This window comes from Pseudomonas sp. GW821-FHT02A08 (assembly GCF_059422045.1).
The window spans coordinates 40,699-55,005 of record NZ_JBWKWD010000030.1 but is presented as its reverse complement, the minus strand read 5'-3'; the positions used below and the strand labels follow the sequence as shown (position 1 = coordinate 55,005).

Below are 14,307 nucleotides of genomic sequence, written 5' to 3'. Positions count from 1 at the left end.
GCAGTCAGGTCCTGCCGGGTTTTGTGGTTTCGATATCAGGCTGGAGTGGTTTCGCTCTCGGCGGCCGCACGTACCTTGCCGCGCTCGTGGAAGATGAAACCGATGCTGTTGAGCAGCAGTTGCGCGGCGAGGATCGAAGTCATGCCGGTCGGGTCGTACACCGGCGCCACTTCCACCAGGTCCATGCCGACGATGTTGCCTTTGCTGCGCTTGGCCAGGGCCTGGATGATTTCCAGCACTTCGTAGTAGAGGAAGCCGCCGTGGCTCGGGGTGCCGGTACCGGGGGCGATGGACGGGTCGAAACCGTCGATGTCGATGGTGATGTAGTAGTTGATGTTCTGCGGGATCAGCGCCAGCACGCCCTCTACACCAAGGCGACGCACGTCACGCACCGAGAGGATTTTCGAGCCGGCTTCATGGGCCGCTTCGTAGTCGTCGCGGTTGGACGACGATACGTTGCGGATGCCCATCTGGGTCATGCCGACAATGTGGTTCATTTCCGAAGCGCGGCGCAACGGGTTGCCGTGGCCGTAGCGCACACCGTGGCGCTCGTCGACGAAATCCAGGTGCGCATCGAAGTGGATGATGTGGATCGGGCCGCGGCCTTCGAAGGCCTTGATCACCGGAGCGTGCACCGAGTGGTCGCCGCCGAGTACCACCGGCATCACGCCGGCATCGAGAATCTTGCGCACGGCGTATTCGGTGTTCTTGTTGCTGGTGGCCATGTCGGTGTGGACGATGTCGGCATCACCGACGTCGACCATGCGCACATCCGATGCGGTGAGGTACATCACGTCATCTTCATGATCGTAGGCGCCGGCGTGGCCGAAGGAAAACAGCGTCGATGCTTCACGAATCCCGCGGGGTCCGAAGCGTGCGCCGGAGCGCCACTGGGTGCCCATGTCGTTGGGCACGCCGAGCACCGCGACGTCGGCATCCAGTGCATCCCAATCGGTGCACACCGGGGATTTGCCAAAGGTGCAATGACCCACGAATGGCAGGTTCAGGCGACCGGATTCATAACCGTTGTTCGACATTTCTAGCCTCTCCACTTCTTGTTATCGGCCTGGCGGACTGCAAGGCGACCGCCGTTGGAGAGACTATGGGCGCAGGTTTTCGTGGAAAAAATGCTAAACATCAGATACTCATATCGGCATTCCCGATGCGTCCACAGGCCGGAGGTCCAAGATGATCCAGCTGCACGATGTCGACCTGAAACTGCTCAGGGTGTTTGCCACGATTGTCCGCTGCGGCGGCTTCTCGGCCGCGCAGGCGGCGCTCAATGCCGGGCAGTCGACCATCAGTGAACAGATGACCCACCTGGAAACCCGCCTCGGGGTCAAACTCTGCCAGCGTGGTCGCAGCGGCTTCCGTCTGACCGAACAAGGGGTGGCGATTCATGAGGCCACCCAGCGCCTGCTGTCGGCGGTGGAAAATTTCTGCATGGATGCCGACGTACTCAAACAGCACAACTTTCTACGAGAGTAACCTATTGTTTTATAATAGATTTATACCAAAAATGAAGCTGCAAAGCATGGCAATTTAAGCGTGTTATGCAAACGGTAAACCGAGGCTTCCAGGCGACGACCAATTTCTTGGTAGTCGTTGATATCAACAAACTCCATCAGCAGACGTGAATCAATCTCGCCGTCGTTCAATTCATAGATCATGTCTTGAGTTACGAGTTGATAAGACTGAGAGCGAACAATAGAAACGAAAGTGTTCCAATCTTTGGTGTAGACTTCAGCATCTTTAAAGTTGAGGTACCCTACGTTGAACAGGGGCTTGCCAGCGCGGCTAACAGGATCATTGGAAGCGTTACGCATTACAGGAACACCATCCACCTTGCGATAGACTTTCTTTAGTGTTTCGCCTTCGTAATACGTGGCTTTAGTAAAGCTTGTGCCATCCTCAAGCTGCTTCATTTTCGACATCAGGTTACTCCCTTGATTTTGCTGGCGACATACTCTCTAGCTTGGTTACGCCTAATACCCACAGTGGCTCCCGGCTGAAATCCAACCTTGCGCAACTTCTCCTTCTGGATTACTGCACTATTCTTGATAAAGGCGATGACCTTCTTTTCAATATTTGCATCCTCTAACGAAAGTCCTTGCCGCTCGGAAAGAGTGACAATGGAGTGACAGGGCCTACATAACACTTCTAAATCATCAACTGTTACAAAGAACAGGTTATCAACAACCCCCCAGCAGTTTCCCGCGATAATTTGCCGACAGTTTTCTTATGGTTAACCTCCACATCATCCAAAAAGAAGTTTTTCTTGCAGTGTTCGCACTTAATGTTGAACACCATTCTTCTCGACTTGGTGGATGGCGCCAGGAATCGTCTGCCTTGAATCATTGTCAATTTGACAGGATGTTTGGACCACAATCTTCGGAGGGCAGACATCAGCCAGTTATTAAATTGAGCTTCGGTCTTGAGGTCGCCATACAACTACGCAACCATTGCGGCTGGTGGTGTAACGAAGGTCTTTGTAGCAGGATCAAACACCGACTCACTGAAGCGGGAAGTATCGTGATGCCACAGTTGCAGGTAATCACCCACAAACCTTGTCACCATATACAAGCAACGCCCTTGCTTAAGAAGTTCTTCCTCCCACGAATCACCAAACTCTTTCCGGTATTCATTACGCACAACCTGCATCCCAGCTGCATAATCCTGGCAAGGGGCCAAGTGCTCGTAGGCTTCGACAGCGCCAACACCAACACGAGTTTCGTATTCGTCCCCAGCATTCTTACCACTCTTGCGAATTTTCGTGACGCGAACGCCACAGCCTAAGATTCCATCTGCTGGGTCGCCAACAAGTAACTGCCAGCACAAAAACAAAGGACCATTGCCTTTCACGGCTTTCGTAACTTTGAGTGAAGTGGGGTTGACTTTCCTGATTAGCTCCAAACCACCGTTGCCAGTCACATGAGTGAATTTCTCACCAGCGCGAACAGTTTCCCATCGGTAATGATGTCCGCGGTACTGCATCATATCTTTGTCGATAGTTGGAATGATTGCTGTACCACCTTTGGAGTCCTGGTAAATGCACATCAAGTCATCCGCTTCGAGACTGTCATGCACTTCAGCATCCCATTTATATGTAGCGGAAGGCGCCACTCACATCCAAAAGCTGATGGGAGAAACCTACTTCCTTAAGCGTGAGGCTGTCGATGGTGTTTGTAACTGGCAGTTCCATTCTCAGTCCAGCCACGGTTGGCAGCCAGATACTTTCAACAAAGGTATCGAACTACCAATACACACTCTCCCCATCCGTTAACAGGAAGGACAGATTTATGTTTAGCGCATTTCTGCTTCTGGTGATTGCCTACCTGATCCATCAGAAGATGATTGATTGGGGTTGCAGTTACTCGCATGACAAATCAGCGTTAGATGAGCTTGTATTCCGCGAAGTATTGAAGCAGGACTTAGAGACAAACCTCTTTATCTATGCATTGATCTTTGTGCTGTATGTATTCGCCATTAACATTAGCCCGACACTTTCCGCGATGTGGACTCAGTGCTTGGTGGGCAGTTTCAATTTCTTCATGAGGCTTTAACAGGAACCGATATTATTTCTTCAACGACCCTAAGTTCTTTCGAGCTTGCATCTACACCGTACTGCTTTTCCCATTGTCTGCTGTAGTTACGGCTAGCATAGCAATAGTGGTGAAGTGATGTGCATGGCCATAGAAGTGTACAGGTCACTGCCTAGTAAGCTTATTGGCGTGGTACTTGAGAACCTGCGGAAAGATTGATACGAAGTCAAAGAAAGAGACTTCGTTGATACCTTTGAGACGGATGTTGAGCTTAAAGCCTGGCTTGAGTCTTGCGGGATGATTCCAATGCTTGTCGACAGAATCCTGTCAGCGCTTAAAGCGTTCGGGATTATTCACTTGAAATACAAAGGCATCGTAATCCGCGACACCTCTTGGAAGAAACCTTCCCAACTCACCACATTTAAATCCATAGCGAGTTCGAATGACAGTAGCAGTAAACAACATTAATCTGGCGAATGTGAAGCTTGAAGAATTCGACATCACGGCGGTTGTTGCCAATATAAAGAAGATTGACAAGCGACTAGCGCGTGCCAAGCTCATCAATAGCGGCAAAGCAACAGCCGTGGTAGATACCTACATTGGCATGGCAGACGATAAATTGAGCCGAGAGCAAATCCGGCGGAACAATCGTAAGCCACGCAAAATTACTCACAGGACCGTTGAAAAACGTGAGTTCCTGGGCATCTATAATTAAGGGTGTTCGCCCTAGAATTTGGAGAGAGCATTGGTGCTGCGCTCTCCTATAAAAATTAACGGATTTGGGTGGTATATCTTTTGTTATTTTTATTAAACAGGACTACCACCATTCCCGGCCGATCAAAATTCAACTCTTGAATAGTAGCCCTATAATTACATGACACCAACATATCCGACACATGTGGGTTGCCGCTAGGCATGAACGTCAAGTTTGATACGTTGTATTTGCTGGTGATGTCTGATATTAAATTGTTGCAAATGCGTACACCGCTTTCATAACTACCCTTACTCACAGCCGCTTTAGGAATCTGTGACCATGTGGCGGCATAGGTAAGATCAGACTTCTCAAATACCACTTTAACATTTACATCAACAAGCACTCCATGCTTGAGGGTGTTAGCCTTATACATGCACGTTACAGATGGCTTGGATTTATCTTTATTACCGTTACGAACCAACCTCATGTATTTTAGTGGCTGTTGCTTCTGAATAAAAGGTATTTGACTTTCGCATATATCATCATCATAGCTATTATCTACCGTTGCGGCAATTGGTGGATGCCCAGGAAGTGCAGTTATGAGCTTGTTATATTCAGACGTAAGCGGGGCTTCGTTGTAAGTACCGCCATAGCACCCACTCTTAGTCAAGTTAGCTGAAGCCAAGGCAAATTCGTCGGGTACTTGCCTGACACTTGCGCACTCATCACTCGTATAGCTACCACTTGCGATACATGCAGGGGCAGCAAGGACAAACTTTTGATTTATATTGTTTAACTCTGTAGTGTCGCAAACAGCAGCCGTCACGGTGAGCGGAGTGAGTAGCGCCAGTAATGCTATAAACTTTTTCAGGACTATCTCCAAGCACGACGTATAATCTCCTTAGATCACTTCAAAGGATATTTTTCCAGTCTCTACATTAACAGCAGCAAATATGATTGTTGAATTAGGGCCAGGAACTACTGGTGCAGCATTATATTTGCAGTACACGTGAAGCTCTCCCTCGATACTCGAAGATCTATAACCATCGGGGAACAGGGTAATATTTTGTAAGCCAGATGTGCGTGCCATTTCAGGCATGATATTTACGCAAAAATCGTAGATGCCTTTTGTTTCATCCGCAATTGCACTCATAGATGCAAGCAAGGATACCATCAGCACTAGCTTCTTCATAAATTATGATCATCCTAATTCCATAGGGTTAAGAGTGGGCGCGGTAGGCCGGTCTTCCAGCCACTCACAACACACGCGCTTCAACTACATCGGACTCATGGCCCACTTCCCAGTTACAGCGTTATAGTTCACTGCGGCCATGAATACTCTGCCCCCGGTTGAAAACATAACCTGACAAGTGTAGAAGTTTTCTTGGGGCTTAAACCACCGCAAGAGATTTCTGACTAACAGGACTTCTTGGTCTGCCACCTGTTGTGCTACGTTCCTGCACACATCCTCTATTTCTTTTGACTCTGCTACTGCTTTAGCCTTTTGAGCCTCCTGCTCCTGTCGCTGCACCATGCCTTCAGGTGAGTTAAGAAAGTCTTCCTTGCGCTTCTGCTCGGCTTCTGCAAGCTCCCTCTCTTGAAGCTCCTTCCTGAACATTGGACTCATTACACAAAACGGAAGGGGTTCATCAAGGCTTCCAAAAGATGAGAGTTCGACTGGGTAAACTTTACCATTATACCCGATGAGCAACTTGCTGTCGTTTAGACTCAAGTTAATATTCTCATCTTCCAGCTCGCAGATTAGCTCATGCCGCCTCTTTGTTAAGTCTTGAAACTGAAGGCCAGGCCTACTACCTTCATATGGCGTGACGATGTAGGCTACGTACTGCCTGTTTTTTGATATAACTTCATCTTCAATACGAAACCCTGTTTGTACAGGCACGTATTTATCTGAGAGAGGGTGTTTTGCATAGAGGATTTTCTCCTTGTACGTTTCCTCTTTTCCAAGATCACCTGTGTACACAATGTTACTCGCACACCCTACAAGGGATACCATCAGCAGTGACAATGCAAAGTACTTTTTCACGTTCAATTCCATGTGCGCGGAGTTAATCAGCCAGATTAGCTCGGATTCGGTAAAGTCAAGAGCGGAGCATGGTAAGTGCGGATTAGTTGGCCGTCTAGGTACAAGATGTGCAAGGTTTTGGCGCGCGGCAAACATCATGTACATCAGGTGTTTTAGCTCGGATTTCCGAAGATCAAAAGCGACCCGGAGTAATGTATGAACGTAGTTAAAGGTGATCTTGTAGAAGCATTTTTGTCTGGCAAGGTGAATGTACTAGGTCACCAAGCGAACTGCTTCAACACTATGGGTGCTGGGATTGCACTTCAGATTAAGCAGAGGTTACCTGAAGCATACCAAGCTGATTGCAAAACGCTGCGAGGGAACATCCGTAAACTAGGTACGTTCTCTTATGCAGTTATTGGCGATGGAATTGTGTTCAACCTATATGGTCAGTTCAAGTTTGGTCGTGAAAAATGTCAGACTGACTATGATGCATTGCGCAGTGCTTTAAAGCTGATGGCAGTCAAGCTTCAACCCAAGCAAGCCAAGTGCCGCATAGGTCTGTCTAAGCTAGGTTGCAATAACGCCGGTGGCGATTGGAATGTAGTGCGCACAATCATCGATGAAGAGCTTATTGGTTTTGATGTAACCATTTAGCAGAAATAACGGTGCTACCCCCTTCTGTGTACATCAGTTAAATTAGCTCGGATTTCCTTAAAAGCGAAAAGCTTGCTCTTTAGTAACTTATTGATCAACTCAACACCCTTAAATGGATTAGGTTACTAAAGAGCGCCTATTGTTAATCTGGGCCTCAAGTTAGGTATTCTGAGTACTATGAAGCGCGAACTGATCAAAATCAGCGAATTTGCAAAGCGCCGCTGGGGTGTTAACGGTACTCCACCGTGCAGCCAAGCGATACGCAATCAACTTAAAAATGGTCGCATACCCGGCGAGCAAATCGGCAAGCTTTGGTATGTAGATTGGAGTGTATACGTAAAAGCCGCAGGAAATGATTTGGTATCTATGGTGCTTAAAGGAGCAGCGTAATGTCCAACAGACCACGCTTAAAGATCAACAAAGGGTTACCGCAGAACCTGTACTTTGATAAGCGTAGGTTATCTTACCGATACCGACGCCCCACAGATGGCAAGTGGTTTCAGTTCGGCAAGGATCGGTTGAAGGCTATTGACGCCGCTATGCAACTAAACCTTACGTTTATGCATGGTGCAGACCTTGTTAGCAATGTAATGGCTAAGAGTCCCGAAGAATCCGAAACCTTTGACGCATTCCTTACTCTTTACGAGGATGTGCTATTGCCGCCAAGGGGGTTGGCCAAAGCCACACTGTGTATGTATCGGGTTCACTTCCGACGCTATCGCAAGGCTTTTACAGGCAAGCGTGTTGATGAGATTACCATCAGAATGGTGGCCGAACTTCTAGACTCCCTGCCCCCTCGTTCATCGAACCAGTGCAGAAACATCTTGGTTGATATCTTCAATCACGCTGCGTCAAAGGGCCTATGCCCTGACAATCCAGCAACGGTTGTGATTAAGCGTATCGAGAAGAAGCAGCGTAAGCGCCACACAGCCGAAGGGTTGAGGGCTATACGGGCTGTGTCACCGGTGTGGCTTCAGAACGCTATCGACATTGCGTTGATTACCGCACAGCGCCGCAATGACATCCTCGATATGAAGTTTGATTCTGTTAAGGATGGCTACCTGTACGTAGTTCAGGGAAAGACATCAAAGACTACTGACACTGCTTGGATACGCTTCGTGGTAACGCCGGAATTGAAGGCCGTTATCAGCAGATGTAGGGACGCCATCGTTTCCCCATATTTGATCCATCGCATGCCAACGCGCATGACGAAGAAGCAGGCTCAAACCAAGGACCACTGGACCCAGGTTGAAGGCCAATTTCTCTCTATGGCGTTCCAAGCGGCTAGGACGGAGGCAGGTTGTTATGCTGACTGGTCTGATGCCGAGTTACCGGGCTTCCATGAGATACGAGCGTTCTCCCTTCACCTGTACAAGAAGGCTGGCAAGGATGGTCAAAAGATCGCTGGTCACGCCTCATCAGGGATGACCAAAAACTACCAGAAAGACCACGACGAAATCATCTGGTCAGAAGCAAATCCAGACCTAGATATCAGTGAGATTTCCGGGAAATTTTAAGCAATCCTTTTGCGCATCTGTTGCGCATCTGTTGCGCACGGGGTACACGACTGATGTGGAATCAGGCCTGCATTTTCTGGTTCCATGTCGGCGTTTCTGATGCAATTTCAGGCGGGAGTTTCCATGTGATCCAGCTACACGATGTCGATTTAAAGTTGCTCAGAGTGTTCGCCACAATTGTCCGTTGCGGTGGCTTTTCTGCCGCGCAGGCCGCATTAAACGCGGGCCAGTCGACAATCAGCGAGCAGATGACGCACCTCGAAACCCGTCTTGGAGTGAAGCTTTGTCAACGAGGTCGAAGCGGTTTTCGACTGACCGAACAAGGTGTCGCAATTCACGAGGCTACACAGCGATTATTGTCCGCGGTCGAGAACTTCTGCATGGACGCCGACGTGCTCAAGCAGCACATCAGCGGCAAACTCAACCTGGGGATCATAGACACCACGATCACCGACCCCGACTCGCCGATTCCCCGCACCACCCAACGCTTTGTTTCGCGTGGGCATGATGTGCACCTGAACGTGTACGTCGGCACCCCGGCGGAGCTCGAAGAACGGGTGCTCGACGGCCGACTTCATCTCGCCATCGGGCACTTCCCGATCCATGTGCCGGGGCTGCTGCAATCGCCGCTGTACCAGGAAGCCCTGGGTTTGTATTGCGGGCGGCGCCACCCGCTGTTTGGCAGCCAGGCTGAAGGTGAGGAGCTGCTCGAAGAAGTCGCTGCCGGGCGGATCGTCGTGCGTGGCTACATGCAGCAATACGACCTCGAACACTTGGGCGTGAGCAAGGCGGCCGCCACCGTGGACAACATCGAAGCCACGGCGATCCTGATCATTTCCGGCGCCTACCTGGGTTTTCTGCCTGAGCACTTCGCCGCCCAGTGGGTCAAGAGCGGTGAGATGCATCAACTGGCACCCGCGAGCCTGCGCCTGAAATCGCCGTTCGACGTGATCACCCGACGCGGCACGGCACCGCCACCGATCCTCCAGGCGTTCCTCGAGGACCTGGCCGCCAGCGCCCGTAAAACCGGCCAGCCGTGATGTGACACTCGCCAAATTCAAATTTTGCCGGGCATACTGATTCGGTTCGCCAACCTTGCAGGCCCGTCATGCGCATCCACGTCACCTTCATCGACCGCGTCGGCATCACCCAGGAGGTGCTGGCCCTGCTCGGTGGTCGCAGTTTCAACCTCGACGCCGTGGAGATGGTGCCGCCGAACGTCTACATCGACGCCCCGACCCTCGGCGCCGAGGTGCTCGAAGAACTGCGCGAAGCGCTTTTCGATGTGCGCGGCGTGCAAGCGGTGACCATGGTCGACATCCTCCCGGGGCAACGCCGGCGCCTGCAACTGGACGCGTTGCTGGCAGCTAGTTCCGACCCGGTGCTGGCGGTGGATGATCGCGGCCATGTGCTGCTGGCCAACCCGGCGCTGATCGCCCTGTGCGGCCGCGAACCGGCCGGTGAATCGCTGACCGCCCTGTTCGACGATGCCGATTTGCAACGCACCCTGATCGCTCAGCATTTCCGTCTGCCGATGCACGAGGTCAGCCTCGGCGGCCAGACCTTGCTGCTCGACGCGATGCCGATCACCGACGCCGGCGCCCTGCTCACCCTGTATCAACCCAATCGCATTGGTGAACGTCTGTCGGCGCTACACCATGACCATGCCGAAGGCTTCGATGCGCTGCTTGGCGAATCGCCGCCGATCCGCGCGCTCAAGGCTCGCGCGCAACGGGTCGCAGCATTGGATGCGCCGCTGCTGATCCAGGGTGAAACCGGCACCGGCAAGGAACTGGTAGCCCGCGCCTGCCATGCCATCAGCCCACGGCATGACGCGCCGTTTCTGGCCCTGAACTGCGCGGCACTGCCGGAGAGCCTGGCCGAAAGCGAGCTGTTCGGCTACGCCCCCGGCGCCTTCACCGGCGCGCAACGGGGCGGCAAGCTCGGCCTGCTGGAACTGGCCGATCAGGGCACGGTGTTCCTCGATGAAGTGGGGGAAATGTCGCCCTATCTGCAAGCCAAGTTGCTGCGTTTTTTGAGCGATGGCTGCTTCCGTCGGGTCGGTGGCGACAAAGAGGTCCGGGTCAATGTGCGGGTGCTCAGCGCGACCCACCGCGACCTGGAGAAAATGGTCGCCGAAGGGCGTTTTCGCGAAGACCTGTTCTACCGCCTCAACGTGCTCAACCTGCAAGTGCCGCCGCTGCGCGAGCGCGGGCACGACATCCTGCTGATGGCCAATCACTTCATGCAACAGGCCTGTGCGCAGATCCAGCGACCGCCGTGTCGTTTGGCACCGAGCACCTTCAGCGCCCTGCTCGGCAACCGCTGGCCGGGCAACGTGCGGCAACTGCAAAACGTGATCTTTCGCGCGGCGGCGATCTGCGAGAATCCGCTGGTGGACATCGACGACCTCGACATCGCCCGCACCGCCGTCGAGCGGCAAAACGACGGTGAAGTGGGCAGCCTGGAAGAGGCGGTTGGCGACTTTGAGAAGAACCTGCTGGAGCAGCTTTATCGCAGCTATCCGTCCAGCCGGTTGCTGGCGGCGCGGTTGCAGACGTCCCATAGCGCCATCGCGATTCGCCTACGCAAATACGGCATTCCCAACAAACCGTAAGCCTCACGCCGGCAAAATGTGGGAGCGGCGGTGCGGCGATCCGACTTGCTCGCGAAGGCGTCGTGTCAGGTGACATCAATGGTGAATGACACACTGCATTCGCGAGCAAGCCCGCTCCCACAGGGGATCAGTGTTGTTACCTGGCTCCCCGTCTGCAAATCGATACAGCGTAGCGAAATCAAGACAAAACCCTTCGCGCCGCAATCACGGCGTCCGCGTCCAACGCCCGGTTGACCTGTATTGATTTCAATACAATTGAAACCTTCCGCGCCTTAAAAAATCACCTCAAGCCATTGATTTAAAACAACTAAGAAACCTTGGCACCGCCCTTGCTATCACTCCTCCAACCCCGCTCGTCGCCCCGCCACGAGCCTTAAAACAATAAGGAGTTGAGATGAGCCAATTGCGTTTTACCGTCGATCACGAATGGTTGCGCCTTGAGAGCAATGGCCTGGTCACCGTCGGCATCACGGCGTTTGCCCAGCAGGCGCTGGGGGATGTGGTGTTCGTTCAGGTGCCTGAACTGGGCGCCTTCGATGCAGGCGCTGAAGTGTCGGTGCTGGAGTCGGTGAAGGCCGCCAGCAGTATCGGCATGCCGCTGGACGGTGAAGTGGTCGAGATCAACGCGACGCTGGAGAGCACCCCGGAACTGGTCAACGAAGACCCATTGGGCGAAGGCTGGTTCTTTCGCTTCAAACCGGTCGATGTCGAGGCGCTAGGAGATCTACTGGATCAAGACGCCTACGAACGCCTGACCGCAGAACACGCCGACGCTTGAAGCCCCCAAGGCATTTCCCGAATCCGCAAAAGGACCACACCATGTTCAGCAAGCACGACCAGATCAAAGGCTACGACGACGAACTGCTGGCGGCGATGAACGCCGAGGATGCGCGGCAGGAACACCACATCGAACTGATTGCCTCGGAAAACTACACCAGCCAGCGGGTGATGGAGGCACAAGGCAGCGGCCTGACCAACAAGTACGCCGAAGGGTATCCGGGCAAGCGTTACTACGGCGGCTGCGAGCACGTCGATGTAGTCGAGCAACTGGCCATCGACCGCGCCAAACAGCTGTTCGGCGCCGACTACGCCAACGTCCAGCCCCACTCCGGCAGCCAGGCCAACGCCGCGGTTTATCTGGCGTTGCTGCAAGCGGGCGACACCGTGCTCGGCATGAGCCTGGCCCACGGCGGTCACCTGACCCACGGCGCCAAGGTGAGCTTTTCCGGCAAACTGTACAACGCCGTACAGTACGGCATCGACACATCCACGGGCCTGATCGACTACGACGAAGTCGAGCGCCTGGCGGTCGAGCACAAGCCGAAAATGATCATCGCCGGGTTCTCGGCTTATTCGAAGACCCTGGACTTCCCGCGCTTCCGGCAGATCGCCGACAAGGTCGGCGCCTACTTCTTCGTCGACATGGCCCACGTCGCCGGCCTGGTGGCCACCGGTCTGTACCCGAACCCGCTGCCCTACGCCGACGTGGTCACCACCACCACGCACAAGACCCTGCGCGGCCCCCGTGGCGGTCTGATTCTGGCCAAGGCCAATCCGGAGCTGGAGAAGAAGCTCAATGCCGCGGTGTTCCCCGGTGGCCAGGGTGGCCCGCTGATGCACGTGATCGCCGCCAAGGCGGTGTGCTTCAAGGAAGCGCTGGAGCCGGCATTCAAGACCTATCAGGCGCAGGTGATCCGCAACGCCCAGGCCATGGCGCAGGTGTTTATCGAGCGCGGTTATGACGTGGTGTCCGGCGGTACCGACAACCACCTGTTCCTGGTCAGCCTGATCCGCCAGGGCCTGACCGGCAAGGACGCCGACGCCGCCCTCGGCCGTGCCGGCATCACCGTGAACAAGAACGCCGTGCCCAACGATCCGCAATCGCCGTTCGTGACTTCGGGCCTGCGCATCGGAACCCCGGCGATCACCAGCCGTGGCTTCAAGGAAGCGCAGAGCATCGCCTTGGCCGGGTGGATCTGCGACATCCTCGATCACCTGGGCGATGCCGATATCGAAGCCAATGTCGCCCGGCAAGCAGCGGCCCTGTGTGCGGACTTCCCGGTCTACCGCGACTGACCCTCCACCGCACAACCTGTAGCCGCTGGCGCAGCCTGCGTCCGGCTGCGCAGCAGTCGTAAATTCGGGTGACGTGGTTTGTCTGATTCACCGCGAATTCCGGTTTTACGACTGCTTCGCAGCCGGACGCAGGCTGCGCCAGCTGCTACAGGTTGTGCGTTTTCCCTTTGCTCAAAAGGACAAAGTACATGAGCACTATTGTGGAACCGACTGGTGCAGGCCCGATGAAAATAGAAATCGGCACCAAACTGCGCGGCGCGGACAAAGTTGCGCGGATTCCGGTGAAGATCATTCCCACGGATGAATTCCCGCGCAAACCCGACTGGATTCGCGTGCGCATGCCGATCTCGCCGGAGGTCGACCGGATCAAGCAACTGCTGCGCAAGCACAAGCTGCACAGCGTCTGCGAAGAAGCGTCCTGCCCGAACCTCGGCGAGTGTTTTTCCGGCGGTACGGCGACTTTCATGATCATGGGCGACATCTGCACCCGTCGCTGCCCGTTCTGTGATGTCGGCCATGGCCGGCCCAAGCCGCTGGATGCCAATGAGCCAATGAACCTGGCCGTGGCCATCGCCGAGCTGCGCCTGAAGTACGTGGTGATCACCTCGGTGGACCGCGACGATTTGCGCGACGGCGGTGCCCGACACTTCGTCGATTGCCTGCGGGAAATCCGCAAGCTGTCCCCCGGCATTCAACTGGAAACCCTGGTGCCGGATTATCGCGGACGCATGGACGTGGCCCTGGCGATCACCGCCACTGAGCCGCCGGATGTGTTCAACCACAACCTGGAAACCGTACCGCGCCTGTACAAGGCCGCGCGCCCCGGTTCGGACTTCGAGTGGTCGCTGGACCTGCTGCAGAAGTTCAAACTCGCCGTGCCCCACGTACCGACCAAATCCGGCCTGATGCTGGGCCTTGGCGAAACCGACGAGGAAGTCATCGAGGTCATGCAGCGCATGCGCGAGCACGACATCGACATGCTGACCCTCGGCCAATACCTGCAACCTTCGCGCAGCCACTTGCCGGTGCAGCGCTTCGTGCACCCGGACACCTTTGCCTGGTTCGCCGAAGAAGGCACGCGCATGGGCTTCAAGAACGTGGCGTCCGGCCCGCTGGTGCGTTCGTCCTATCACGCCGATCAACAACTTCATGGAGGTACGGACGGTTTCAAGCCATGA

Annotated in this window: 16 protein-coding genes and 1 pseudogene; 11 read left to right on the top strand and 6 right to left on the bottom strand. The window is 54.1% G+C overall.

The window, feature by feature from the left end; genetic code table 11:
- Window positions 1–35: 35 nt before the first annotated feature.
- The gene (gene speB / locus AC07W4_RS20205; protein ID WP_008049320.1) at window positions 36–1,037 is read right to left on the bottom strand and encodes an agmatinase; all 1,002 of its coding nucleotides are present in this window, start codon (window positions 1,035–1,037) and stop codon (window positions 36–38) included.
- A 151-nt stretch (window positions 1,038–1,188) separates the two neighbouring features.
- Between speB and AC07W4_RS20200 the strand changes: the two are divergent.
- A pseudogene (locus AC07W4_RS20200) lies at window positions 1,189–1,470 on the top strand (LysR family transcriptional regulator); the annotation flags it as partial.
- A 38-nt stretch (window positions 1,471–1,508) separates the two neighbouring features.
- Here AC07W4_RS20200 and AC07W4_RS20195 read toward each other — a convergent pair.
- Entirely contained in the window at window positions 1,509–1,934 is a 426-nt protein-coding gene (locus AC07W4_RS20195) for a hypothetical protein (RefSeq protein WP_495033700.1), read from the bottom strand.
- Window positions 1,935–2,451: 517 nt separating this feature from the next.
- Window positions 2,452–3,087: a hypothetical protein gene (locus AC07W4_RS20190; RefSeq protein WP_495033699.1), complete on the bottom strand. Its 636-nt coding sequence runs from the start codon at window positions 3,085–3,087 to the stop codon at window positions 2,452–2,454.
- A gap of 212 nt (window positions 3,088–3,299) precedes the next feature.
- Between AC07W4_RS20190 and AC07W4_RS20185 the strand changes: the two genes are divergently transcribed.
- The gene (locus AC07W4_RS20185) at window positions 3,300–3,563 is read left to right on the top strand and encodes a hypothetical protein (protein WP_495033698.1); all 264 of its coding nucleotides are present in this window, start codon (window positions 3,300–3,302) and stop codon (window positions 3,561–3,563) included.
- Between the two features lie 421 nt (window positions 3,564–3,984).
- Window positions 3,985–4,257, top strand: a complete 273-nt coding sequence (locus AC07W4_RS20180; protein WP_495033697.1) for a hypothetical protein — start codon at window positions 3,985–3,987, stop codon at window positions 4,255–4,257.
- A gap of 55 nt (window positions 4,258–4,312) precedes the next feature.
- Here AC07W4_RS20180 and AC07W4_RS20175 read toward each other — a convergent pair whose 3' ends face one another.
- The 3 genes from AC07W4_RS20175 to AC07W4_RS20165 form a co-directional block, all read right to left on the bottom strand.
- Window positions 4,313–5,119: a hypothetical protein gene (locus AC07W4_RS20175; protein WP_495033696.1), complete on the bottom strand. Its 807-nt coding sequence runs from the start codon at window positions 5,117–5,119 to the stop codon at window positions 4,313–4,315.
- An 18-nt stretch (window positions 5,120–5,137) separates the two neighbouring features.
- Window positions 5,138–5,428 carry a hypothetical protein gene (locus tag AC07W4_RS20170; protein ID WP_495033695.1) on the bottom strand — a complete coding sequence of 97 codons (291 nt, stop codon included), beginning with the start codon at window positions 5,426–5,428 and terminating at the stop codon, window positions 5,138–5,140.
- 84 nt (window positions 5,429–5,512) lie between these two features.
- Window positions 5,513–6,283 (bottom strand): hypothetical protein, encoded by a 771-nt coding sequence (locus tag AC07W4_RS20165; RefSeq protein ID WP_495033694.1) that lies wholly within the window; start codon window positions 6,281–6,283, stop codon window positions 5,513–5,515.
- A 195-nt stretch (window positions 6,284–6,478) separates the two neighbouring features.
- Between AC07W4_RS20165 and AC07W4_RS20160 the strand changes: the two genes are divergently transcribed.
- The 8 genes from AC07W4_RS20160 to lipA all read left to right on the top strand — a co-directional run bounded on the left by AC07W4_RS20160 (window position 6,479) and on the right by lipA (window position 14,307).
- Window positions 6,479–6,919, top strand: coding sequence for a macro domain-containing protein (locus AC07W4_RS20160; RefSeq protein WP_495033693.1), 441 nt, complete (start codon window positions 6,479–6,481; stop codon window positions 6,917–6,919).
- 177 nt (window positions 6,920–7,096) lie between these two features.
- Window positions 7,097–7,309 carry a hypothetical protein gene (locus AC07W4_RS20155; RefSeq protein ID WP_495033692.1) on the top strand — a complete coding sequence of 71 codons (213 nt, stop codon included), beginning with the start codon at window positions 7,097–7,099 and terminating at the stop codon, window positions 7,307–7,309.
- Entirely contained in the window at window positions 7,309–8,436 is a 1,128-nt protein-coding gene (locus tag AC07W4_RS20150; protein WP_495033691.1) for a tyrosine-type recombinase/integrase, read from the top strand. Before AC07W4_RS20155 ends, AC07W4_RS20150 begins: the two co-directional genes overlap by 1 nt.
- 125 nt (window positions 8,437–8,561) lie before the next feature.
- Window positions 8,562–9,476: a LysR family transcriptional regulator gene (locus AC07W4_RS20145; RefSeq protein WP_495033690.1), complete on the top strand. Its 915-nt coding sequence runs from the start codon at window positions 8,562–8,564 to the stop codon at window positions 9,474–9,476.
- Between the two features lie 68 nt (window positions 9,477–9,544).
- Window positions 9,545–11,053: a transcriptional regulator GcsR gene (gene gcsR / locus AC07W4_RS20140; protein WP_008049322.1), complete on the top strand. Its 1,509-nt coding sequence runs from the start codon at window positions 9,545–9,547 to the stop codon at window positions 11,051–11,053.
- Between the two features lie 394 nt (window positions 11,054–11,447).
- Window positions 11,448–11,831 carry a glycine cleavage system protein GcvH gene (gcvH, locus tag AC07W4_RS20135; protein ID WP_008049323.1) on the top strand — a complete coding sequence of 128 codons (384 nt, stop codon included), beginning with the start codon at window positions 11,448–11,450 and terminating at the stop codon, window positions 11,829–11,831.
- 41 nt (window positions 11,832–11,872) lie between these two features.
- Complete coding sequence (gene glyA, locus AC07W4_RS20130) at window positions 11,873–13,129, top strand: serine hydroxymethyltransferase (protein ID WP_495033689.1); 1,257 nt, start codon at window positions 11,873–11,875, stop codon at window positions 13,127–13,129.
- Window positions 13,130–13,317: 188 nt separating this feature from the next.
- Window positions 13,318–14,307, top strand: coding sequence for a lipoyl synthase (lipA, locus tag AC07W4_RS20125; protein WP_495033688.1), 990 nt, complete (start codon window positions 13,318–13,320; stop codon window positions 14,305–14,307).

What these genes read in the sequence shown, in the direction of transcription:
- AC07W4_RS20155 (WP_495033692.1), top strand. Translation starts at nt 7,097, where the DNA reads ATGAAGCGCGAACTGATCAAAATCAGCGAATTTGCAAAGCGCCGCTGG.
- AC07W4_RS20185 (WP_495033698.1), top strand. Translation starts at nt 3,300, where the DNA reads ATGTTTAGCGCATTTCTGCTTCTGGTGATTGCCTACCTGATCCATCAG.
- gcvH (WP_008049323.1), top strand. Translation starts at nt 11,448, where the DNA reads ATGAGCCAATTGCGTTTTACCGTCGATCACGAATGGTTGCGCCTTGAG.
- gcsR (WP_008049322.1), top strand. Translation starts at nt 9,545, where the DNA reads ATGCGCATCCACGTCACCTTCATCGACCGCGTCGGCATCACCCAGGAG.
- AC07W4_RS20180 (WP_495033697.1), top strand. Translation starts at nt 3,985, where the DNA reads ATGACAGTAGCAGTAAACAACATTAATCTGGCGAATGTGAAGCTTGAA.
- AC07W4_RS20195 (WP_495033700.1), bottom strand. Translation starts at nt 1,934, where the DNA reads ATGTCGAAAATGAAGCAGCTTGAGGATGGCACAAGCTTTACTAAAGCC.
- lipA (WP_495033688.1), top strand. Translation starts at nt 13,318, where the DNA reads ATGAGCACTATTGTGGAACCGACTGGTGCAGGCCCGATGAAAATAGAA.
- glyA (WP_495033689.1), top strand. Translation starts at nt 11,873, where the DNA reads ATGTTCAGCAAGCACGACCAGATCAAAGGCTACGACGACGAACTGCTG.
- speB (WP_008049320.1), bottom strand. Translation starts at nt 1,037, where the DNA reads ATGTCGAACAACGGTTATGAATCCGGTCGCCTGAACCTGCCATTCGTG.
- AC07W4_RS20150 (WP_495033691.1), top strand. Translation starts at nt 7,309, where the DNA reads ATGTCCAACAGACCACGCTTAAAGATCAACAAAGGGTTACCGCAGAAC.
- AC07W4_RS20160 (WP_495033693.1), top strand. Translation starts at nt 6,479, where the DNA reads ATGAACGTAGTTAAAGGTGATCTTGTAGAAGCATTTTTGTCTGGCAAG.
- AC07W4_RS20170 (WP_495033695.1), bottom strand. Translation starts at nt 5,428, where the DNA reads ATGAAGAAGCTAGTGCTGATGGTATCCTTGCTTGCATCTATGAGTGCA.